Origin of the sequence: Microcoleus sp. PH2017_35_SFW_U_B, from assembly GCF_020737865.1 — a bacterium.
Classification (GTDB): domain Bacteria; phylum Cyanobacteriota; class Cyanobacteriia; order Cyanobacteriales; family Microcoleaceae; genus Microcoleus.
In genome coordinates, this window is sequence record NZ_JAEQDE010000082.1 from 1 (window position 1) to 21,510 (window position 21,510).

Consider the following 21,510-nt stretch of genomic DNA (forward strand, 5'->3'; position numbering starts at 1 on the left):
TTCTTTATTAAGCTTTGTTAAATACAGAAGGCGGTTGAAACCGCTACCGACTTATCCCCATGTCTAAAGCCAGGGGCTTGCGTCTCGCTCTTTGGTCAATTGTCAGTTTTCAGTTGTCATCAGGAACAAATAAAAATTCCTCAACAACTAATAACCAATAACCAATAACCAATAACCAATAACAATTTAATCTACCATCGAAAACGTCAATTCTCCTTCACAAACTTTTTGCCCGTCCACTTCTGCAATCGCCTGCATTTTTCCGAAGCGGCGGCGTTTTACCCAGAGCAATTCTACAGTCATCAGCAACCGATCGCCCGGTACAACCTGACGGCGGAATTTGACTTTATCAATGCCGGTAAACATCCACAATCCTTGCTCAATGTCCGGTAACTGACCGAGAACCATACCGCCAACTTGAGCCATCGCTTCGACAATTAAGACACCCGGCATAATCGGTCTTCCGGGAAAATGCCCTTGAAAATGTGGTTCGTTGAAAGTCACATTTTTAATTCCTACAGCCCGCACTCCCGGCACGTAATCAACAATCCTGTCTACGAGTGCAAAAGGATAGCGGTGAGGCAATATTTTCTGGATTTCTTCGAGAGTAAAAGTAGATTTAACCGCTGGAGAATTCTCACCGTTTTCTGTGGAAACGGATTCGGAATTAGCAGTATTGAGGGTGTTAACTTCAGTCAGCGTGGACATTGCTTGAAGACTTTTGAGTGTGGTATGAAAGAAGGAAGATGGAAGAAGGAAGAAGGAAGAAGGAAGATGGAAGATGGAAGATGGAAGATGGAAGGCTTTAGTTATCGCCGCAAGAGAACAGATTCACTGCAATGGTTTCAGCAATTAAGAATGTTCTAAGCGCCTTGGCCGTTGCTACATAAACGCAAGGGATCGCGTCTTTGGTTGTGAATTGTAACTGCAAACTATAACTGTATATAGCCTGGAACCTTTTCTAACTTGTCTCCAGCACGGCTGAAGCTTGGGAGTTCAGGGCTTTGGCAAGTTGGACGTGGAGGTTGTGACTGGCTTTGTAAGCCAAGTAATGAGCTTTTGGCAAAGTTCCCAGCAGGCTGAGGTCGCCTACTAAGTCTAAGATTTTATGCCGCACTGGTTCGTTGGCAAATCTCAAGGGCGGGTTGAGCCAGCCGGATCGATCGCAAACTAGGGCGTTCTCTAGGGTACCACCTTTGATCAAACCTGCTTGTCGCAATTGTTCAACTTGGCGGGCAAGTCCAAAAGTGCGGGCTGGGGCGATCGCGCTGGCAAAACTTTCTACCTCTGGCGACCAACTGTACCATTGATTGCCGATCGCCTGTTCCTCAAAATCAATTCCGTAACTAAACCGAGTTTGAGCCGACGGTAGGGCGGCGACAAAAGCATCCCCGTGACGCACCCAAATCGGCTCAGTCAGGACGAATGAGGGATTTGGCTCTTCCTGGCATTCTTGAGGAATTAGGCCACTATGGGCGATCGCCTCTACCCAAACCAGAGCCGAACCGTCCAGCAGCGGTACTTCTGGCCCATCAACCTCAATTCGAGCATTATCCGTTCCCATCCCCACCAAAGCGCCTAATAGATGCTCTACAGTGCGAATTTGATCACCTGTCGCACCAGCCAATTCAGTAGAAAGTGCAGTCTGACAAACCGCCTCAATTGTTGCCGGAATTATCGGAGCACCGGGCAAGTCAATTCTGACAAAATAGCGGCCTTCTCCAACCGCAGCGGGCAAGACTCGGACGCGAGTTTGTTCGCCGCTGTGCAAACCAATTCCCGACACTTCAAATTTAGATTTTAAGGTACTTTGAGTCATGGAAGAAGGAAGAAGGAAGAAGGAAGAAGGAAGAAGGAAGAGGGAAGAAGGAAGAGGGAAGAAGGAAGAGGGAAGAAGGAAGAGGGGGAGAGAGGGAGAATCAGTAATTAGCGATTACCAATTACCAATTACCAATTACCTTTTCCCCAATTACCAATTACCAATTACCAATTACCAATTACCCATTACCCCTAACTAATGACTAATGACTACTGACTAATGACTCTTCAATTAGAATCGCTCGCCAATCCCAAAGTGAATTTGATTATCACCAGTGTCGTTGATACCGTAATCGATCCGGATCGGGCCTAAAGGAGATTGAATCCGCACGCCGAGGCCGTAACCGTAACCGCTACCGGGCTTTCTGCGAACACCAGCCGGGTCGCCGGGGACATCTTTGCCCGTGCCCAAATCGGTGCCTGCATCCAAAAATAGCGCTCCGCCGATAAACGAAATAATCGGGAAACGGTACTCCACGCTGCCTTCTAGGAAGCTGCGGCCGGCTCCGATTTCGCCTTCGTTGTATCCGCGCACAGAGTTGGCGCCACCTAAGGCAAAGGCTTCGTAGGGAGGCAAATCTCCGAATACGGTGCCGGCTTTGAAGCTAAATGCCAGGGTTTGGGGGCCGGGGGTAAAGTTTGTGTACTTGACTGGTAGATAAAAGCTGTAGCTGGCACGCAGGCGGTTGAGCAGGATGCTGCCGGAACCTACAGGAATCGATTGTTCCATGCCAAATCTGAGCAGGGAACCGCTGGTGGGGCGGAGTGGGTCGTTGCGCCGATCGCGCACAGCACCTGCTTGAATGGTTGTCAAGTCATCGGAACCAGAGTTGCTAAAACTTAGCTGGTTGCCGAGTGCGTCCTCGGATTCGCGCCGGCCTTTGCGATCGGTAATTGAGACTCGCTGGTATTGCAAACCGAGTGAAGCTGTCCACTCAGAATCTGCAAAAGGATCGCGCGACAAGGGACGGGTAAAATTGATGCCGCCACCGGTGCGGACGATGCGGGGTCGATCGTCATTTGCCAATCTGACTTCCCTCTCGCCGCCGTCAAAAATCACGCTGATCGATCGCCTTCTAAAAATATTAGCCGTGAAAGAAGTTCGGTAAGGATCGCCCGCAATCCAGGGATCGGTAAAACTCAAGTCAAACAGGGTTTGGCGTTCCCCGATTTGTACTTCAGCCCCCAATTTTTGGTTCCTACCGTTCAAGTTTTGCTGCTGGTAACTCACCGTACCGAACAAACCCGTCGCGGAACTCAAACCCGCACCCGCAGCCAGAGAACCTGTATTTTTCTCAATGACGTTGACAATTACCCTTGCCTTGCGGGGGTCAGTCGTTCCCGGTTCCAAAGCAAGCCGCACGTCTTCAAAAATCCCCAAACCAAACACTCGCCTCAAATCTCTTTCCGCCTTGGTGCGGTTAAAGATATCTCCGGGCTTGAGTTGTACTTCACGGGTGATCACATAGCGGCGGGTGTTACCTCCGATCGTCTGACCGGTCGCATCCGTTGCCTCTCCTTCCTTGTTCAGGAAGCGGACATCAACGGATTCGATCTGGCCTTCTGCCACTACCAAGGTGACAGTGCCGTCGTCTGCTACTTGTGGCGCATCAGTAATTTGGCCCAAAACATAGCCGTTTTCTTGATACCAGGCATTAATTTTTTTCACTCCCTCCTCAAAGCGGCGGAGGTTGAGAATTTTGCCGTACTGATCGCGGAAGCTATCGTCAATTACGCTTTGGGGCAGCACTTGCTGACCGGTGATTGTCACTCCCCGCAGCACCGGATTTGGCTGCACGATAAAACTCACCCGCACGCCTAAGGGGGTGTCTTCCGGGACTGCACGCACGTTTCTGAAAAAGCCGGTGGCAAAAATGGCGTTGATGTCTTGTTGCAGTTGGCTGCGGTTGGTCGTGCGTCCCGGTTGGGTGCTGATGACTCGGTAAATCTCGCTTGCCAGGTCTCCGGTTGCCCCGGTAACGGTAACTTCGGCAACTAGCACTTGCGGTTCTGCTGCCCCGGCTGGTGCGGGGGCTGGTCTGGGCTGCGGTGTTCCTGGGCCCGAGGGCAATGTCGGAAGGGTGTTAGCCGGCGGTCTGGTCGGGGCCGGTCTGGTCGGGGCCGGTCTAGCCGGGGCCGGTCTGGGGGGAATTTGGGCGTTTTGGACGATCGCCCCTGATTCATCCTGGGCTGGTTTAGGAGAAACTTGGAGGTCTTGGACGATCGCCCCTGATTCGTCCTGTTTCCGAGGCTCTACGGCAACCCAGGTGGGCGAAACACCCGTCTCCGAGGGGGGGAGCGGGCTAGCCACTTGTGCCTCTGGCAGGGCATTTTGGCTGCTAGAGGCGACGGGATTGGATGCAATCTCGGGTTTGAGTTGCACCTGTGCGGGCGAAACCGGGGTTACTGGGTCTGTGACTCGGTTTGGGGGTTCGCGATCGTCTTCTCCTCTGCGAGGGGCCGCCGCTATTTTTAGGGCTGCCGCTGGGCTGCTGTTAGCGGCTGTGCGGTTTTGAGGAGAATTTTGGGTTAATTCTGGAACGGGGCGATCGGGTAATTCGATCGACGGGGCGGAAGGAACGGCAGCCAAAGCTTCCTCTGTTGATTCAGAGTAGGATGTTTGACCACTTGCCGAATTTGATAATCCGAAGGTTGCTGAGACAGTAAAAACTGCCACCAATACAGCAGATAAACGCATTTTTGTTCACTCTTTTGGGCGATCGCACACACGACATTATTTAGTCATCAGTCATTAGTCATTAGTCATTAGTCATTAGTCATCAGTCATTAGTCATTGGGCATTGGGCATTAGTCATTAGTCATTAGACCTCTTCCATAAGTCTTTGAGCGATCCTTCAACCGCAGATGTCAGACAGATAAACACAGATAAACGCAGATGATTTCAGGGTGTTTTCCGATTTTTGCAAGAGGTCGCATTAGTCATGAGTCATTAGTTAACTGTCAACTGTCAACTGTCAACTGTCAACTGTTTATCTATCCCCCGCTGGGCTGTCGTAGTGTTCCCCAAATTTTAGACTAAGAGTTCAACCTCCCAGATTCATTTGTGAAGTAAATCTAAAATTTAAAATCGACTGACCGCTAAATAACCACACAAAAATAATTACATAAAGACTCCTTACTAGGCAAGAGTTTCAGTCGAAATTTCGTGTAATTAATTCGGAACTACTACTTACTTAATTGATGACTGTTCACGGCTGATTGCTGACATTAAAGGCAGAAGGGGTACAAACTGTGCAATTCTAGCGCATTTCAAGCCTCTATACTTTCTGAGCTAGAACCCGCTGGAGAACTTGCTGGTAAGCGCTTTCTACCGAGCCCAAGTCGCGGCGGAATCTGTCTTTGTCCATCACGCGCGCGTCGGGGTCAGTTTCTGCGTTGTCCCAGAGGCGACAAGTGTCGGGACTGATTTCGTCGGCGAGGATCAGATTTTGATGTTGGTCGATACCAAATTCCAGTTTGAAGTCTACCAGGGTGATGCCGCACAGGGTAAAAAATTCTTTGAGTATTTCGTTAATTTCACGGGCGGCGATCGACAGTTGCTTTACTTGTTCGGGGGTAGCTAGCTGCATTAACTGCAATCTGCCGCGGGTTAGCAGCGGGTCTCCCAGATCGTCGTTTTTGTAATAAAATTCCACCAGCGGCGGATTGATAATTGTACCGAGGGCGATTCCCGTTTGTTTGCAAAGACTACCGGCGGCAATGTTTCTGACGACGACTTCTAAGGGCAAGATGCCGACGCGGCAGACTCGCATTTGGTTGGGGGCGGGCGTGTCGATGAAGTGGGTGGGAATGCCTTTGGCTTCTAGCATCCGAAACAGGTGGGCGGATATGGCGCAGTTAATTTCGCCTTTGCCGGCGATGCTGCCGCGTTTTTGGGCGTTAAAGGCTGTGGCGTCGTCTTTGAAGTGGGTCAGCAAGATTTCGCTGTCTTCGGTGGAGTACAGGATTTTGGCTTTGCCTTCGTAGAGTTTGCGATCGGCTGACATGGCGATTAATAATATAGATGAGTTTGAGATTTTACCGTAGCTCGATCGCAAATTATACCATTTTAGATGTGAGATTTTAGATAGGGAATGCCCGATCGTGTATAGGTTTAGAGCTTACTTACCACAATACTTCGGACAGTTTTTTAACGGCCGTGTAAGCCGAGAGCGAGTAAGCCCTGCCATTTTTACGCATTTTCTGAAACTTAGGGCTGAACTTAAACATTGAAAAAATAGTCCAGCATATGGTCAGTAAGGGTTTCGGAGGCTCGACTAGATCTAAAACTGTCCGAAGTATTGTTACCAGAAAGAATTGGATTAAAGCCGGAACCCTTGTAGGGAGAAATTAAAATCAGACTATTCATTACTTCAATCCTCGGACTTCTGCGTAGAGGTCGCTCTCTGGGGGTCAACTGTCAACTGTCAACTGTCAACTGTGGAAGCCTCCAGATATATACTGCGATCGGCCCAGGCATAAATGATTCTTGACAAAGCACAATAGAGATTAGACCTGCTGGGTTCGCGATCGGTGCTGAATGAAGCTCACCATACAGACTGGCGCTTAAAAAACATCTGTAAAATGGCTGATTTATGGAAGACAAAAAAATTCATATCCTCTTGGTAGAAGATGATGAGGTGGATGTGATGAACGTCCGGCGAGCGTTCAAAAAAAATAACATTGTTAACCCCCTCTACTTGGCTGCAAACGGATTAGAAGCTCTGCATATATTGCGCCAAGAAAGCAAAACAGAGCCTGCAATGCCTCAAGCACGCCGATTGATTTTGCTCGACTTGAATATGCCGAGAATGAACGGCATCGAGTTTTTGCGAGAATTGCGGCTGGATGAAAAGTTGAAGTCGATTCCAGTGATCGTCCTCACTACTTCTAATGAAGATAGAGATAAGGTAGAAGCTTATAATTTAAATGTCGCGGGTTATATTCTTAAACCAGTAACTTTTTCTAATTTTGTCGAAGTTATGGCTACCCTCAACAAATACTGGATGCTGAGCGAAATTCCCTAATTTAGAAAAAGTTTAATAGAAAATCTTCAATGTTGCTGTTGTTTTTTCAGAGGTGGATTTATTTTTATTGATTTTTGTATGCCGCCTCTTTTTCGTAGTAATCCCACAATTCGGTTGTTATGGACAAACTTATCAAAATTCTGATAGTTGATGACGATGAAGTCGATCGCATGGCGGTCAAACGCTCGCTCAAGTCTGCTCGGGTTTCGGTAGAAGTTACTGAAGCCGAAGACTGCGCCGATGCTCTGGCAAAATTATTGGTGAGCAAAAGTTCTAGTATAGCAGCGGCGAAACTCTCGCATCCAGATAAATCTCAAAAGTTAAGCGAGGTTGAGGAAACCGAAAATTCGCTGCTATTAAATCAGATATTTGACTGCAAATTTGACTGCGTATTCCTAGACTACCGCTTGCCAGACGGAGACGGACTGACTTTGGTAAAAAATGTACGGGAATCTGGGCTGAAAGTTCCGTTAATTGTACTTACCGGGCAAGGCGACGAACAAATTGCTGTGGAATTGATGAAGGCGGGAGCTTCTGATTATATCGCTAAAGGCAAGATGTCTGCTGAGAGTTTGTCGCGCAGTTTGGAGAATGCCCTTCGCGTTTACCGCGCCGAATCTCAGGCGTTTCATGCCAGTCAACAACTTAAGGAAAGCGAGGAAAGGTACAGGTTAGTTTTAGAGGGTGTAAATGACGGAATTTGGGATTGGGATTTAAGTAAAAATGAGGTTTATTGGAACGATCGCCTTTTGGAAATTATCGGTTTGCCGCGAGAGCAATTTGGCAGCACGATGGATGCTCTCTACAGCCGCCTGCACCCCGATGACAAGGACGGCATCGTCCGGGCGATCGCAGCTCATCTAGAACAAGCGATCGACTACAATGTAGAATTCCGGCTGCTGCACTCCTCAGGAGCTTACCGCTACTGCACTTCCCAGGGCAAAGCCCAGCGAAATTCCCAAGGAAAAGCGCTGCGGATGGCCGGCATGATTAGCGATATTACCGATCGCAAACAAGCCGAAGACGCCCTAGAAAGAGAACGGCAGCAACTGAAACAAATTATTACCTGCGTGCCGGTAGCAATGGCGATGTTCGATACCCAAATGCGCTATTTAGCTAACTCTCACCAATGGCTGACTCAATTTAATTTTGAGTGGCAGTCCCTGACAAATCTCAGTCATTACGAATTGTTTCCAGATACGCCAAATCGCTGGAAAATGATGTATCAAGAAGTGTTAAAGGGTGAGGTAATTTCTGTGAGCGAAGATGCTTGGGAACGAGCAGACGGCTCTGTTATATACCTGCGCTGGGCAGCTCACCCTTGGTACAATCCCGACGGCCAAGTGGGGGGAATGGTAATGGTAGCCGACAAGATTAATGAGTTGGTGGAAGCGCGGGAAACTGCCCTAGAAGCGAGCCGGGTAAAGTCGCAGTTTTTGGCGAACATGAGTCACGAAATTCGCACTCCGATGAATGGCGTTTTGGGCATGGCTCAATTGCTGCTGCGCGCTCCTCTGGAACCAAAACAGCGGGAGTCGGCTCAGACTATTTTCCGCAGTGCCGAACATTTGCTGAGCGTGATTAATGATATCCTCGATTTTTCTAAGATAGAAGCCGGAGAAATGCGGCTGGAAAAGGCAGATTTTGATTTGGATAGCTGCCTGGAATCGGTGATAGAAATGGTGGCACCTTTGGCTGAGGAAAAAAGTCTTGAATTGGATTTTTTAATTGACAGTGCGGTGCCTAAAAAGTTGGTGGGCGACTCGGGCAGGTTGAAGCAAATATTGCTCAATTTGACGGTAAATGCGATCAAATTTACCGATCGCGGCCAAGTCTTAGTTCACGTGACGGTGAAACGGAGCAACCGATTTGCAGACGGCAGACAAGGAGAAAATTTGCTATTTTCGGTGCGCGATACTGGCATTGGAATTTCGCCGGAAGGGCAGACAAAACTGTTCCAATCTTTTTCTCAGGTAGACGCTTCTCCAACTAGGGCTTACGGCGGGACGGGTTTGGGTTTGGCTATTTGCAAGCAGTTAGTCGAAATGATGGGAGGTGCCATTGGGATTCGCAGTTTTCTCGGCAACGGTTCGACATTTTGGTTTGCTGTACCTTTGGAAAAACAGTTGCAAGTTGAGCCTCAGACTGCCGAACTTGCTCTTAAGAAGCTGTTAGTAGTCTCGGGAAGCGCTTTGAAGAGGGCGGCGGTGCGATCGCTCGCTCAAAGGTGGGGCGCCCGCTGCTACGAAGCAGAAAGCGCTGCTGCTGCTTTGACTTGGTTGAAAAATGCCAATAGTAGCATTTCTGGGCATTCAGAGGAAGGCGAAAAAAGCTGCGATGCGGTGCTGGTGGACTTGCAAATGCCGGATTTGGATGCTGAGGAATTTGCCCGGAAAGTGCGATCGACCTCGACATTTGCCTCGTTAATCGCCATGACTGCTTTGCGGGAACAGCGAAAAGCTGAAGCACTTTGCTGTCATGGTTTTAGCGGCTATTTAATCGAGCCGGTGCGGCCTTCCCGCTTGCTTGAAGCTTTGCTGGCATCGGTTAAGGGAACGGGAGAGTTTGACAGCTTGGAGGCTGCTAATACTTGCAAATTGCTAGGAGTTAATTCTCGATATGTTACTTCCAATTCACCCTCATCTCTGAGAATATTGCTGGCGGAAAACCACCCGATCAATCAACAAGTTATTGTCGAACAGTTGACAGCTTTAGGCTATCATGCTGACTGCGCCTCCAACGGTCAAGAAGCGCTAGACTTGCTGGCACAAAAAAGCTATAATTTGGTGTTGATGGACTGTCAAATGCCAATACTTGACGGTTATGAAACGACAAAAAAGTTAAGGGAGCGAGAAAAGGGCGATCGGCATACTTTTGTGATTGCTTTAACGGCTCACGCTATGCCGGGAGAACGAGAAAAGTGTCTGGCGGCGGGGATGGATGATTATCTCAGCAAACCTGTAGATTTAGATACTTTGGCCGTGGCGCTGAAAAAATATGAATCCCAAAATGTTGAGTTTAAAAATAAGTATGGAGTTAAAGGTATTAATTTGGTACAAAATCCTCAATTAGAAACAAATTATCCAGAAGTTTTGGAAGCAGCAATGCCTGTGGCTGTGCCGGCACCAAGGGCGATTCCCTGCGGGATAGCTTCGCTTCACGAACTGCAAGCTTGGGAACACGCAGACTGCGACGGACTGTTCGACCAAAGCAGATTGCAGCAACTCGGACAGGTTAATGTCAAATTGCCCGAGCGACTCTTGCAAGCATTTGTGGGAAACGCACAAGCTGATGTGGCTGCTGCCAAAATAGCCGCAGAAGCTAAAGATTGGTCAACTGTGGAATATCAAGCTCACCGTCTCAAGGGAACTTCTGCAAATGTGGGAGTTGCTCAGATGTCGGATTTAGCAGCACAATTGGAGCATCAGGCGCGAGGCTTTCAATCTCAACCGCCAGCTTCGGGATTGTCAACTATTGAGAGGGTTGAAAGCATATTAGCGAGTTTGTCCAGTCATTTAGCCAGAGTTCAAGAGTTTGTGGAAACTCGAATGTTTGGTTAATATTTAAGTTGTTAGATACGTCGGCAATTATAGTCGGCGATTAAAATCGCACGCCAAACAAACGATGTCCGCGACTCGACTTCGCTCGCCGAACACCTCGGCTGACTCAAGAAAACAAGGTAATTTTAACCGCACGGTCTAATTATCTTCAACCCGCGCACCATCCGGGTTTTGTCTGTATAGACGCGGTTTCAACCGCCCAGTCTTTAAGAAAAAATCGATGAGTTAACCTATGACTTACGATACCGATACAAACCCTGTTTCACATAGCGAACCATTAGAAAATAATGGAGAAATTCTAACGCCTTTGATGGCTTTTGCTCGGGAAGTTTTATTACATGAAAACAATCCTCTTGCTGGGGAAAGTTATGTAAATGCTGTGCCATGTGCGCCCGAAGAAATCAATGAATTTTCTGTTGATAGTCTGGTGGCCAAAATAGCTCGGTGCTGTCGGGAAAGCAAAATAGGCAAAAAATTACCAACGGCTTTTTACGTTCACGTTTCGGCATTGTCAGCACTCAATCCTGTCTTGGTAATTTACGAAAATTGTGCCAGACGCCATCTCGAAAATATTGATGAAGCAACTTTAGTTAAGTTTTCCCTCAATCAACCTAAAATATCTTATCTTTTTTACCCCGATTTCGATACAGACGCTCACCCTGCTTTACAAACCAGCATCCAAATTAATCTGGAAACAGCGGAAATTAAATATTTCGATTACAGCAACAGTGAAAATCCCCCGGTTTTGCACCGCAAAGAAACTTTTGTGACACCGGATTATCCCAATTACGAGAAGTTTGCTCGACTGACTCGCTGCGAGGAAGGATGGGGACTGCTGGACAATACAAGCGCGATCGGCACTCGCGATGGTTGGCTTAAATATTTGGGATATTGCGGTGTTGAAATCCACGATCATGCTGTTGTCGAGCGTTTGAAACAGGAGAATAGCGAGTTATCAATTCCCAAGATTGAGCGGCACAAAGCTGCGATGGTACGCAACTCTATTTCTAAACCTGTGCGTCTAGTTTTGGAATCTGATTTGTTTGTTGATGGAATGACTTTTTTTGATTACGGCTGTGGCTACGGTGGCGATGTTAAATATATTGCCCAAGAGGGTTATGTTGCTGCGGGTTGGGACCCATACTATCAGCCGGATACTCCGCAAATTGGTGCGGATATTGTGAATATTGGTTATGTAATTAATGTGATTGAATCTTTGGCGGAACGCCGAGAATCTTTGCTAAATGCTTGGGAATTAACTAAGAATTTATTGGTGGTGGCGGCTCAGGTTTTGATTGATGATGGCGATAGAGGTCAAATTGCTTACGGGGATGGGGTGATCACTTCTCGCAATACTTTTCAGAAGTATTACGAGCAGGAAGAGTTGAAGGTTTATATCGATCAAGTTTTGAATGTTGATGCGATTCCTGTGGCTTTGGGGATCTATTTTGTGTTTCGGGATGCGGCGGAGGGTGAGGGTTTTCGGGCTTCTCGGTTTCGATCGCGCTTATCGACTCCCAGAGTGCGATCGCAAGTCAAGCGCTTTGAGGATTACGAGGAAATGCTGGCTCCTTTGATGGCGTTTGTGAGCGATCGCGGCCGCCTCCCGGTGAAGGGCGAATTAGCCGAAGAAGCGCCAATCAAGGAAGAATTTCACAGTTTTAACCGCGCTTGGCGGGTGATTTTGCAAGCAACGGATGCGGATGATTGGGAGACTATCGCCGACAAGCGCCGCCAGGATTTGCTAGTATATCTCGCTCTCAACGGTTTAGGCGATCGCCCTCCGATGCGGCGGCTTCCGGCTCAAATCCGCAATGACATCAAGGGTTTGTTTGACAGTTATCACAGGGCTTGCACTTTGGCAGATTTAATGCTATATAGCCTGAGCAAACCGGATATTGTGGCGGACTGTTGCGAGGATAGTGCGATCGGCTACAAACAACACGGTTCCCTTTCGGTTCACGTCTCTGCATTAGAAGAACTAGACCCTTTATTGCGACTCTACGAAGGCTGTGCCAACCGGACAATCGGCAGACTTGACGGCGCGACAATCATCAAATTTTATGCTAATAAACCGAAAATTTCCTATTTATTTTATCCCGATTTTGATACCGATCCACATCCAGTTCTTCACACTTCCATGCACATCAATTTGCGCGGTCTTTCTGTCGGCTATCAAGACTATTCTAATTTGTCTAATCCGCCAATTTTAGTTAGAAAAGAAGCTTTTGTATCATCTAGTTATCCGCATTATCAGAAGTTTGCGAAGCTCAGTCGCCAAGAGGAAAAGTTGGGAATTTTTGATAAGTCCGGTGGATTTAAGGAGCGGGAATTGCTGAACAGTTTGGAGGAAAGTTGCGTCAAAATCAAGGGTCATCGCTTGTTTTGGCGATCGGATTCCGACCCAGAAAAATTGAAAATGCTGCAAACAACTGCGTCGGAACGTCATCAGCAAAAGATTGAGGTTAATGCGGGAAAGAGTGAAGGAACCGCAGAGGACACAGAGAGCACAGAGGATGGAAAAGAAGAGGGAGAGGAATAGGAATAGTCATGGAAACGGAGTATGATTTTAGTCGAAATGAGGAGACGGCTTGGCCTTAGTCCCTACAATTAATCACGGTAGGGACTAAGGCCAAGCCGTCTCCTCTTATCATTCCGGTGTAACCGGAATTGATATGACATCGGTGCAACCGGAATTGATATGACATCGGTGCAGAGATTCAAGAATATGCCGCAAACAACCCGGTTTCCGATCAAAACCCTACATCAAATCAAGAGATATTGACGAAACCGGGTTGTTTATCCCAGCGGATAAGTTCCTAAGTAGATGAGCAACCAAGTCCTAAATACTGATGAAATTTTCTGCTGTCAGGCTGGCTGGTGTAATTTGAGATTGTCCTGTTTGTAGATTATTCACACGAGCGATCGTCCGCCCCGTTGATCTGAGTGTAATCAGTAGATCGCGATCATTGTTAATAGCGATTGCTCCTGACCACGGAGCAAACTGTCTGTCAAGTAAATCATTATTTGCCCGATTATTAGCAACCTCTCTTGGTATAGTTGAGATTTGTAGGTCGTTGAACGATAAACCACCGCCAAGAGCAATCTTGTCTTCACCGAGAACGAAGTCAAATAAGTGATCGAAAGAGTTGGTAGCTAGCTCATTTTGAACCACAAAGGTGTCTCGTCCGGGGCCACCTGTCAAAATGTCAAACCCCCCATCACCAGACAAGAAATCGTCTCCATCACCTCCAGAGATCCGATCGTTGTCTCGTCCGCCAAACATTCGATCGTCACCTCGATCGCCAGTCAGATCGTCTGTGCCAAGATTGCCGAAAATCAAGTCGTTATCCAATCCCCCGGAGAGCTCATCTCCATCTTGGCCACCATAGATCGTATCGGAACCTGCCCCGCCCCGTAGCGTGTCACGGCCAAGATTCCCGAACAGCTCATCATTGCCACCAAAGCCATTGATGAAGTCATTGCCACCGAGGCCAAAGGTGCGACGACCATTATCAGTGTCAGTGATAACATCATCACTATCCGTACCCTGTGCATTGGGGTCAGCAGAAATGTTGATCCGAGCCATTATTTCTCAATTGTTTAAGGTTGAACGGATACATCCTAACCGATTCGGTGGACGAACCAAGACATCTGTACGATCCCAGGAATCGCCAATGCCGATCGTGGTTCAAGTCTTTGAAGGAGGCAACGTAGAACTCCGCAAAGTAAATATGGTCTAAGAAATCACTGCACCAGACCGTACTATGATAACGTATTGACATTGTAAATACATTTTACCTATACTAAGGAGTATGAATGTATACTTCGTGCTCAATGGCATTACCTTTGTATGGGATGACGGAAAAGCGCGGATTAATCCCCTAAATCATGATGGGATTACTTTTCAACAAGCTGCTGAATCCTTCTTTGACCCATTTCTAGTTGTCGTTGATGCCAGCCGCAATGACGAAGCGCGTGATGCTGTGATTGGGCTAGATAGTCGGTGGAATCTATTGTATGTGGTTCACATTGAGCGTGAAGAGAATGTCATTCGGATTATTTCAGCACGTAAAGCAACTCGTCAGGAGAGAGCAGAGTATGAAGGTTGAAGCATTAAAGCAACGATTAGACCGAAACCGTCCAATGACTAGCGTGACTATCCGTATGCCCGAAGATGTTGTGGAAGACCTGAAGAAAGTTGCACCATTGTTGGGTTTTTCGGGTTATCAGCCATTAATTCGTGCTTATATTGGTCAAGGTTTGCGCGTTGATTTAGAACGATTTGAGAGCGAGACAGTGACAGCCCTAGTCGCAAGTTTGAAGCGTCGAGGTGTCAGTGATGCAGTGATTGATGAGGCATTAAAGGAAGTCATTCGTGCTGAGTCCTGTTAATAGAGTAATAGTCATGGAAATGGAAGAATACTTAAAAGTGAGTGAGTGAATTTATTGATTGGCAACATCCCAAAATTATGGAATGTGCTAAACAAATCGCATCGGGACATGAGACACCAACGGCGATCGCCAAAGCGTGTTTTGAGTGGGTTCGAGATGAAATTCGTCACAGTTATGACTATCAAATGAGTCCTGTTACCTGTCGAGCTTCCGATGTTCTTCAGCACAAAACAGGTTATTGTTATGCGAAAAGTCACTTGTTAGCAGCGTTACTAAGAGCAAATGACATTCCGGCCGGTCTTTGTTACCAGCGGTTGAGTATTGACGATCGAGGTGCGCCTTACTGCTTGCACGGTTTCAATGCTATCCATTTACCTGAAGTTGGCTGGTATCGGGTTGATGCCAGAGGTAATAAAGAAGGAGTCAACGCTCAATTCACTCCACCTCAGGAACAGTTAGCGTTTAAGATTCAGTTTCCATAAGAGGCGGATTTTCCAGCCATATTCTCAAAGCCACTTCAAGTCGTTATAGAAGCATTACAAGGACAGAATACATGGGATGATATGCCTCGCAATCTCCCAGACATTTCGTTGGAGTTCACGAAGAGTTATGGCTTGTGGTGATATAACACAACACGGCATCTCATTACAAAAGTCACTGTCTTATGAACGCAGACGATCGCAAAATGATGCTGACACACTACCACCACATGGCTTGGAATGCGCGTTTGCGATCGTCAACCGGCTCTCCGGTTCTCACTACAATGATCTCAGTATTCGTAACTCTGCTTTCACTCGCTTTAGTGTGGGCCAGCGGAGCGACTAATCGGGGCTCCATTCCCGCATTCAATTCTCTTCCACAATGGGCCTGGTTCGGTGGGGTTTTTGCAGCATACTATCTTGTTGCATCATTGATCGCAATCCCGAAATTAGGTGTGGCGGTGGTTTTTTCATTGGTGATTGCCGGACAGATGATTGCGGCACTTGTCTTGGATTCTACTGGCGCATTTGGTGTTACCCAGATTTCTCTCAGCGTGTCTCGCATCTTAGGAACTGCATTATTGCTGATTGGAGTAATCCTGATTCAAAAACAGTGAGAATGCCTAATTTAGACGCACTAAGGAATGAGAATTAAATAACTTATAATTTGATGATTCTTGTGGGATGGGCCAGAAGAGCCCGTCCAGAAAGAACGGGCTCTCCCGCCCATCCCACAAACTTGTGTAAATTATTTAATTTGCGATCCTCAGCGTGGGTGTGACGATTAATCCATCACCTAATAGATTGCGATCGGCGCTGACTTGATGTTGCTTGCTAGCGATCGAGCGGACTAATCACTCCCTACGACTAATGCTTGACCCGCACTCGATCGCGTGCAGGTCTAAATAATAATGCCCGAAATTTTCCACATAACACCACGATTTGGGTGATTGGGCAGAAACTTTCGGTCTAATCAGATAAAATAGGGATTTTAGGCATAAACTTTCGGCTTTTGAACCCATATAGGGTGTTTAGCCAGAAACTTGACAATCAGCCTAAACGGCCTGTAATATTAGATATACCAATCCTAAATGATTTGCTGGCATTATACGCTAGTAAAACGCTTACACTCCAAAGGTTCTGGCATCCATCAATTTTTCGACTGATTTAGGGCTGCTATAGTTAGGTTTTATCTGTTTTGAGGAAGGATTATAACTATGTCTGATTACCAAATTGAGAATGTTGTCCTTGGATTTGCAACTAATCTAAATCCAGAGAGACTAGAGGTATTTGCAAAAACTCTTCGTAGCGTTTATGCTCCTCAAGTATGCGACTTAGTAATCTGCACGAATAATGTTAACAATCAGCTTTGTCAAATAGCCAAAGAGTATTCGGTAACATTTTCATACACTCCAAATACCTATTCCTTTAGTGTAAATAAGTTCTCGAAGCTTCTAAATAGAAGTATACTCTACCCAACAAAATGGCTAGCACTATCAACTCAAAATATACCGTCATTAAGAGTTATATTTTACGAAATGTACGTTCAACTATTGAAGCTATGGCATCATCCTCATTTTGTCCGGTGGTTCAGTTACAGAGACTTCCTAAAAACGAATCCACAGTATAAGAAAGTCTTTATGTCAGATGTAAAAGATGTAGCTTTTCAGTCACCCTTTTTTGATGAGGTAGATTCCTCAGAATTACACTTTTTTAAGCAGGATGTCCAATATGGAGGTGACGATTACTGGGATACAAAGTGGTATGGCGATAGCTACGGTTCCAAGGCTTTGCAAAAGGTGGTAGGCAAACCAGCTATTTGCATTGGCACAATTATGGGAAGCTCCAAGGGAGTCGATGCTTTCCTTGAAGTTCTATGTGCAGAAATTTTGAAAACTCCCTTTATTGGTATCGAGCAATCAGTCTTTAATCATCTTTTCTATACTGATGGGTTTAATAATATTCCGTTTGAAGTTCATGAAAATGCCGTAGGCCCTGTACTAACAATTGCTGGCGAATCCTTGAATCGCTTTAAAGTTTGTCCTGATGGAGTATTCACTGTAGATGGGAAATTGGCTTCGGTCATACATATGTATGACAGACATCAAGAAACTTTCGATTACTTCTCTAGACTATTGGGATACGAAATCAAACAGGAAGGTCTAGCGAAATGATCGAACTTATTCTCTGTATAAGGGTATAATTTTTGTGTTGATGCGCGATCGAGGTATTCTGGAAGCCTTGACCACTGATAGACACTTTGACCAAGAGGGTTTTACTCGTCTGTTGCGATCGGCAGACTAACACTAATACACGCAGAAACTCTCTTTGGTCGCGAACAACCAGCGGTTGGGTACTTCGCTTTCATCATGGTACACCATTTCAACGATCGCACCACAATGATGAATTCAATTGCCTATCGACCTCCGCAGCTTGGGGACGAACAAGAAATTAGTCCTTGTATGTGGGCTTCTGCGGATCTATGGGAGCTCACAGATGGAACACCAGAAAGCGTTGCCGAATGGAAAAAGATTTCTGACCTAGAAGAATTAAGAGCAAGAATCTTTAGTAGCGAGAAAAAGCTAGTCGCTACATGGAATGGGATAGTTGTTGGTTTTATTGCATTTCGGAGAGGGAATCATCTGTCGTTGTTGTTCGTCCGCAGAGAATTTGCTGGGCAAGGAATCGGTAGAGAACTATTCAACAGAGCTTAGGCAGGCAAACTATTTATATTGTGCCTGCGTAAGTCCTGTTAAATTAAGCAAACTTAATCTTCAAATAATCATCCTCCATCTTCGCCCCGGAAGGTTGCAGTGCAGCTAAAGCTTGCGGCAATACCATATTGCGGCGGTGATTCCCAATCCGAACATTCAACTCATCACCAGTTTTGCTCAACTGAATCTGATCCTTAGCAATTCCCGGCAAATACAGTTCTAGAACATATTGATTGTTGTCCTGCACAATCCTAATCGTATTTTCTGTGTAATAAACTTTGCTGGGATCTTCGTCTTTGTAAAGCGTTTCTTTCAAGCGTTCCAAGGCTGGCAAACCGCACATTTCTTCGGAATAAAGCGGCACTTCTTTCACTGGTAGCGGCCGGAAGTTCTCGTGAATTTCCTGCTTGTACTGCTGCTGGTTTTCTTTCCAGCGCTTGAAAAAGGGATCGGTTACTTCTTCGGGAATAATCCGATTTGCTACGATTAAATCTGTGGCAACATTGTACAAACTCAAATAAGCGTGGGCGCGCAAAGACTCTTTAATTACCATTTTTTCGGGATTAGTAATTAACCTGACCGAAGTTACAGTATTGTCAGTTAAAATCTTTTCCAGAGCTTCGATTTGCTCATAAAATTCATAAGGTGCATCCATCACCTCTTTGTTCGGCAAAGAAAAGCCCGCAATTGGTCTAAAAATCGGTTCAACTAAAGGTCTGAGGGCGGCTGATATGCCTTGCAATGGCTTGTAAAATTTTCTCATGTACCAGCCGCCAACTTCTGGCAAACTCAAGAGCCGCAATGCTGTGCCGGTGGGAGCAGAATCGATAATTAAAACATCATATATTCCCTCGTCGTAATGCCGTTTCATCCGCACCAAACCGAATATTTCGTCCATTCCCGGCAAAATGGCTAGTTCTTCAGCTTGTACGCCATCAAGTCCCTGGGCTCTCAAAACTTCACTAATGTAGCGTTTTACTGCTCCCCAGTTGCCTTCTAATTCTCTGAGGGCATCCAATTCTGCTCCCCACAAATTGGGTTTTACGAGTCGGGCGTCGTGTCCGAGCTCCATGTCGAAGCTGTCGGCCAAGGAGTGGGCGGGATCTGTGCTCAGCACTAGGGTTTTGTATCCCAATTCGGCGCATCGCAGCCCTGTAGCAGCGGCTACGGAGGTTTTCCCGACGCCGCCTTTTCCGGTCATTAAGATTAAGCGCATTGATTCTTAAGCTCGCCTGCAAGTTCTGTTTACTTTTTTATTGTAACGGAATGTAACTTTATGAGACTGAGGCTACAAAATATCAGTCTGTGGGGTGCTGGTGGGGCGTCGGCTGGGGTGGCTGGGGTGTCCCTTAAAGGCTTGAAATATGATGGGGGGCGATGATAAATCTTGTGAAGGGCGATCGCGCTTAACATCAAATGCTGTATTGGTATTGTTTGCGATACCATTTTTCAAAACAAATACCAAAGTATTAGTAGGGTGCGTCGCGTGGGAAAAATCCCTAAGAAAAGATCGAAAATCTAATGGCGACGCACCTTGTCCCATTTGTGGGAGTCGTGCCACACAAAATTTATTGAGCATATTTAAATAGATGGTTGTGTTCCCACCCGATGTGTTCGGTGCGTCGCTATCAGATTGTCGGTTAAGTTTAGGGATTTTTCGTGCGCGACGCACCCTACAGATAATGTTGCTGATTCTTTCTTTGTGTAAAAGGCCGGAAAGCCTGTTATTGAAAATTGAGAATTCTTAAGAGATTCCTAAAGATTGAATCAATAATTTACTGTAGGGTGCGGATGGTTGTACCTTCGCCAGCGAACCAAAAATCTCTTTTCCGCCGAAGATAACTAATGTCTTTTGTTTAGAGCGAGGTTCTTGCCTCAACACTTGTGAATGAACGGACAGAATGCTATCTGAATCAAAATGATAGAAGCAGTCCAGGTCGCCGAAAAGCCCTTCTTCAATATCATTTATATCAGGGTAAACTTCTTGAGAAAGACGCGGCTCGTGACCGATTAAAATCAGTTCATCTGATGTTTCCATTTTGTCTATATCGATTATGTACATTCTGCTTCGATCTGTGTCTATTAGAACGCGATCGTCTGATAGGTAGCACATAGAGTATCTAAACCAATCATCCGAATCAGGACAAGGGCATTCGCATATTCCCAGTAGATTGCAGTCAGGAAAACTGAACCGACTGAGTTTACTCCCAGTATTATCAAGTACCAAAAATTCGCTAGCTCCGGGGTGAAATTCTGGAGGAGTTGTGTCAGCCAGACACGCAACCTCCACAGCATGAATTTTGATACCGTCATCATAAAGCCAGTAGACTTGCTGTCCGTGTTGACCTGCGGCAGCCCAAAGGGCTAAAATTTGATTTTCTGGGTGTGGGTGAAACGAGAAGGAACTGCCCCCAAAAGGGTCTTTGAGCAAAAGTTGTCGTTGAATTTGCCACGAATTGGTATCGCGAATTTGAATCTCGACTGCCTCGCCTTCAATTAATTTCATGCACCAAAAACGCAACCCGTCTGCATCAAACCAGCAGTCCTCAAATCCATTATCCCTAGAAGGATTAGGTAGCTGTTCTTCAAAAACTAGCTCGTTTTCTGCTGTCACAATTGCTAGATGATTGCCATTTGCCATAATTGCCGCTAGCAAGTCGCCTTTGGCGCTAATGGCTAAGCAGCTAATTTCGTCTGGAAGCTGGTATTCGTATTTTGGGGAAAAGTTGCGATCGAGTAAAGTGACTTTTTTGCGATCGGCGCTGACTATCGTCGCCCACTGGGAATTAATGGGTTGATTTATGTATGAGAATGACCAGTCTATTTGTCTTTCGTATTTTGGGGAAATCAGCATAAAGATATTTCGAGAATTTTAAGTCGGCATAATGTCGTCAAGTTGCAATTGTAAATTGGGAAATAGATAAGAAGAAATCGGCTCTCCCAAGCGATATTGTTGCTGCTGGTAAACTCCATCAACCAATTGGCAGACTGTGAAAGTAGGTTGCTTGGGAGAGCCGATAAATTGCAAACCCCCCAAGCCTCGAAAGTCCACAATCCAATATTCTGCAATCTTCAAAAAAGCGTATTCTTCCACTTTTCTGGCATAATCATCTTGCCAATTAGTGCTGACCACTTCGGCAACAAGCTTAATTGTACTATCTTTACAAATCACTGGTTCTTTTTGCCAAAGGGGTTCACTACCAAGTTCTGCTTTATCTAAAACAACTACATCAGGACGCAGTGCTGTGGCCTCAGCGTATAGCGGTTTTATTAAACAAGTTTTTGGAACCAACCAATTGAATCGATCGCGAAAAATTTCTACGTAAATTCTACCAGCAATACTACCTGCAACCGCTTCGTGAGGACCAGTAGGTTCCATGTCTCTGAGTTCTCCATCAATGAGTTCATATCGTGTATTATCCCCATATAGGGCAATAAACTCCTCAAAGCTAAGTAGTTTGGATGGGGTGTATGTCATAGGTTCTTTCTTAATGAGATGTAGCTTAATTAAAAGTTT

Annotated in this window: 19 protein-coding genes; 10 read left to right on the forward strand and 9 right to left on the reverse strand. The window is 46.1% G+C overall.

Annotated features, from left to right (window positions below; genetic code table 11):
- Nucleotides 1-186 precede the first annotated feature (186 nt).
- Nucleotides 187-708 carry a 3-hydroxyacyl-ACP dehydratase FabZ gene (gene fabZ, locus JGK36_RS22455; RefSeq protein WP_293186502.1) on the reverse strand — a complete coding sequence of 174 codons (522 nt, stop codon included), beginning with the start codon at nucleotides 706-708 and terminating at the stop codon, nucleotides 187-189.
- A gap of 253 nt (nucleotides 709-961) precedes the next feature.
- Nucleotides 962-1,819, reverse strand: a complete 858-nt coding sequence (lpxC, locus tag JGK36_RS22460) for a UDP-3-O-acyl-N-acetylglucosamine deacetylase (protein WP_293198153.1) — start codon at nucleotides 1,817-1,819, stop codon at nucleotides 962-964.
- On the opposite strand from lpxC, the gene JGK36_RS22465 reads away from it, so the two are divergent.
- Nucleotides 1,818-2,018 carry a hypothetical protein gene (locus JGK36_RS22465; protein ID WP_293198150.1) on the forward strand — a complete coding sequence of 67 codons (201 nt, stop codon included), beginning with the start codon at nucleotides 1,818-1,820 and terminating at the stop codon, nucleotides 2,016-2,018. The two genes, lpxC and JGK36_RS22465, sit on opposite strands and share 2 nt — an antisense overlap.
- Nucleotides 2,019-2,050: 32 nt before the next feature.
- Here JGK36_RS22465 and JGK36_RS22470 read toward each other — a convergent pair whose 3' ends face one another.
- Both JGK36_RS22470 and purC read right to left on the reverse strand, forming a co-directional pair.
- The gene (locus JGK36_RS22470; protein WP_293198148.1) at nucleotides 2,051-4,516 is read right to left on the reverse strand and encodes a BamA/TamA family outer membrane protein; all 2,466 of its coding nucleotides are present in this window, start codon (nucleotides 4,514-4,516) and stop codon (nucleotides 2,051-2,053) included.
- A gap of 580 nt (nucleotides 4,517-5,096) precedes the next feature.
- A complete protein-coding gene (gene purC, locus JGK36_RS22475; RefSeq protein ID WP_293186504.1) occupies nucleotides 5,097-5,825 on the reverse strand; it encodes a phosphoribosylaminoimidazolesuccinocarboxamide synthase in 729 nt (242 codons plus the stop codon).
- Between the two features lie 588 nt (nucleotides 5,826-6,413).
- Here purC and JGK36_RS22480 point away from each other — a divergent pair.
- The 3 genes from JGK36_RS22480 to JGK36_RS22490 all read left to right on the forward strand — a co-directional run bounded on the left by JGK36_RS22480 (nucleotide 6,414) and on the right by JGK36_RS22490 (nucleotide 12,947).
- Nucleotides 6,414-6,845 carry a response regulator gene (locus JGK36_RS22480; protein ID WP_293186494.1) on the forward strand — a complete coding sequence of 144 codons (432 nt, stop codon included), beginning with the start codon at nucleotides 6,414-6,416 and terminating at the stop codon, nucleotides 6,843-6,845.
- Nucleotides 6,846-6,964: 119 nt separating this feature from the next.
- The gene (locus tag JGK36_RS22485; RefSeq protein ID WP_293198145.1) at nucleotides 6,965-10,405 is read left to right on the forward strand and encodes a response regulator; all 3,441 of its coding nucleotides are present in this window, start codon (nucleotides 6,965-6,967) and stop codon (nucleotides 10,403-10,405) included.
- 232 nt (nucleotides 10,406-10,637) lie between these two features.
- On the forward strand, nucleotides 10,638-12,947 hold the full coding sequence (locus JGK36_RS22490) for a DNA phosphorothioation-associated putative methyltransferase (RefSeq protein WP_293186490.1): 2,310 nt from the start codon (nucleotides 10,638-10,640) through the stop codon (nucleotides 12,945-12,947).
- 300 nt (nucleotides 12,948-13,247) lie between these two features.
- On the opposite strand, the gene JGK36_RS22495 is transcribed toward JGK36_RS22490, so the two are convergent.
- A complete protein-coding gene (locus tag JGK36_RS22495; protein WP_293186488.1) occupies nucleotides 13,248-13,994 on the reverse strand; it encodes a calcium-binding protein in 747 nt (248 codons plus the stop codon).
- A gap of 226 nt (nucleotides 13,995-14,220) precedes the next feature.
- Here JGK36_RS22495 and JGK36_RS22500 point away from each other — a divergent pair, with 226 nt between their 5' ends.
- The 6 genes from JGK36_RS22500 to JGK36_RS22525 all read left to right on the forward strand — a co-directional run bounded on the left by JGK36_RS22500 (nucleotide 14,221) and on the right by JGK36_RS22525 (nucleotide 17,993).
- On the forward strand, nucleotides 14,221-14,517 hold the full coding sequence (locus JGK36_RS22500; protein WP_293198142.1) for a BrnT family toxin: 297 nt from the start codon (nucleotides 14,221-14,223) through the stop codon (nucleotides 14,515-14,517).
- A 34-nt stretch (nucleotides 14,518-14,551) separates the two neighbouring features.
- Nucleotides 14,552-14,800: a hypothetical protein gene (locus JGK36_RS22505; RefSeq protein WP_293190369.1), complete on the forward strand. Its 249-nt coding sequence runs from the start codon at nucleotides 14,552-14,554 to the stop codon at nucleotides 14,798-14,800.
- Nucleotides 14,801-14,841: 41 nt separating this feature from the next.
- Entirely contained in the window at nucleotides 14,842-15,282 is a 441-nt protein-coding gene (locus tag JGK36_RS22510) for a transglutaminase family protein (RefSeq protein WP_293186482.1), read from the forward strand.
- 182 nt (nucleotides 15,283-15,464) lie between these two features.
- A complete protein-coding gene (locus JGK36_RS22515; protein WP_293186480.1) occupies nucleotides 15,465-15,896 on the forward strand; it encodes a DMT family transporter in 432 nt (143 codons plus the stop codon).
- Between the two features lie 600 nt (nucleotides 15,897-16,496).
- A complete protein-coding gene (locus JGK36_RS22520; protein ID WP_293186478.1) occupies nucleotides 16,497-17,453 on the forward strand; it encodes a hypothetical protein in 957 nt (318 codons plus the stop codon).
- A gap of 195 nt (nucleotides 17,454-17,648) precedes the next feature.
- Nucleotides 17,649-17,993, forward strand: coding sequence for a GNAT family N-acetyltransferase (locus tag JGK36_RS22525; protein ID WP_293186477.1), 345 nt, complete (start codon nucleotides 17,649-17,651; stop codon nucleotides 17,991-17,993).
- 43 nt (nucleotides 17,994-18,036) lie between these two features.
- On the opposite strand, the gene JGK36_RS22530 is transcribed toward JGK36_RS22525, so the two are convergent.
- From JGK36_RS22530 to JGK36_RS22545, 4 genes are all read right to left on the reverse strand, one after another.
- Entirely contained in the window at nucleotides 18,037-19,209 is a 1,173-nt protein-coding gene (locus JGK36_RS22530) for a TRC40/GET3/ArsA family transport-energizing ATPase (RefSeq protein ID WP_293186475.1), read from the reverse strand.
- A gap of 72 nt (nucleotides 19,210-19,281) precedes the next feature.
- The gene (locus JGK36_RS22535) at nucleotides 19,282-19,554 is read right to left on the reverse strand and encodes a hypothetical protein (RefSeq protein ID WP_293198139.1); all 273 of its coding nucleotides are present in this window, start codon (nucleotides 19,552-19,554) and stop codon (nucleotides 19,282-19,284) included.
- 183 nt (nucleotides 19,555-19,737) lie between these two features.
- The gene (locus tag JGK36_RS22540) at nucleotides 19,738-20,847 is read right to left on the reverse strand and encodes a hypothetical protein (RefSeq protein ID WP_293198137.1); all 1,110 of its coding nucleotides are present in this window, start codon (nucleotides 20,845-20,847) and stop codon (nucleotides 19,738-19,740) included.
- An 18-nt stretch (nucleotides 20,848-20,865) separates the two neighbouring features.
- Nucleotides 20,866-21,471 (reverse strand): Uma2 family endonuclease, encoded by a 606-nt coding sequence (locus JGK36_RS22545; protein ID WP_293186353.1) that lies wholly within the window; start codon nucleotides 21,469-21,471, stop codon nucleotides 20,866-20,868.
- Nucleotides 21,472-21,510 lie beyond the last annotated feature (39 nt).

Coding starts and splice junctions, on each gene's coding strand:
- fabZ (WP_293186502.1), bottom strand. CDS start 708: ATGTCCACGCTGACTGAAGTTAACACCCTCAATACTGCTAATTCCGAA.
- JGK36_RS22465 (WP_293198150.1), top strand. CDS start 1,818: ATGGAAGAAGGAAGAAGGAAGAAGGAAGAAGGAAGAAGGAAGAGGGAA.
- lpxC (WP_293198153.1), bottom strand. CDS start 1,819: ATGACTCAAAGTACCTTAAAATCTAAATTTGAAGTGTCGGGAATTGGT.
- JGK36_RS22470 (WP_293198148.1), bottom strand. CDS start 4,516: ATGCGTTTATCTGCTGTATTGGTGGCAGTTTTTACTGTCTCAGCAACC.
- purC (WP_293186504.1), bottom strand. CDS start 5,825: ATGTCAGCCGATCGCAAACTCTACGAAGGCAAAGCCAAAATCCTGTAC.
- JGK36_RS22480 (WP_293186494.1), top strand. CDS start 6,414: ATGGAAGACAAAAAAATTCATATCCTCTTGGTAGAAGATGATGAGGTG.
- JGK36_RS22485 (WP_293198145.1), top strand. CDS start 6,965: ATGGACAAACTTATCAAAATTCTGATAGTTGATGACGATGAAGTCGAT.
- JGK36_RS22490 (WP_293186490.1), top strand. CDS start 10,638: ATGACTTACGATACCGATACAAACCCTGTTTCACATAGCGAACCATTA.
- JGK36_RS22495 (WP_293186488.1), bottom strand. CDS start 13,994: ATGGCTCGGATCAACATTTCTGCTGACCCCAATGCACAGGGTACGGAT.
- JGK36_RS22500 (WP_293198142.1), top strand. CDS start 14,221: ATGAATGTATACTTCGTGCTCAATGGCATTACCTTTGTATGGGATGAC.
- JGK36_RS22505 (WP_293190369.1), top strand. CDS start 14,552: ATGACTAGCGTGACTATCCGTATGCCCGAAGATGTTGTGGAAGACCTG.
- JGK36_RS22515 (WP_293186480.1), top strand. CDS start 15,465: ATGAACGCAGACGATCGCAAAATGATGCTGACACACTACCACCACATG.
- JGK36_RS22520 (WP_293186478.1), top strand. CDS start 16,497: ATGTCTGATTACCAAATTGAGAATGTTGTCCTTGGATTTGCAACTAAT.
- JGK36_RS22525 (WP_293186477.1), top strand. CDS start 17,649: ATGGTACACCATTTCAACGATCGCACCACAATGATGAATTCAATTGCC.
- JGK36_RS22530 (WP_293186475.1), bottom strand. CDS start 19,209: ATGCGCTTAATCTTAATGACCGGAAAAGGCGGCGTCGGGAAAACCTCC.
- JGK36_RS22540 (WP_293198137.1), bottom strand. CDS start 20,847: ATGCTGATTTCCCCAAAATACGAAAGACAAATAGACTGGTCATTCTCA.
- JGK36_RS22545 (WP_293186353.1), bottom strand. CDS start 21,471: ATGACATACACCCCATCCAAACTACTTAGCTTTGAGGAGTTTATTGCC.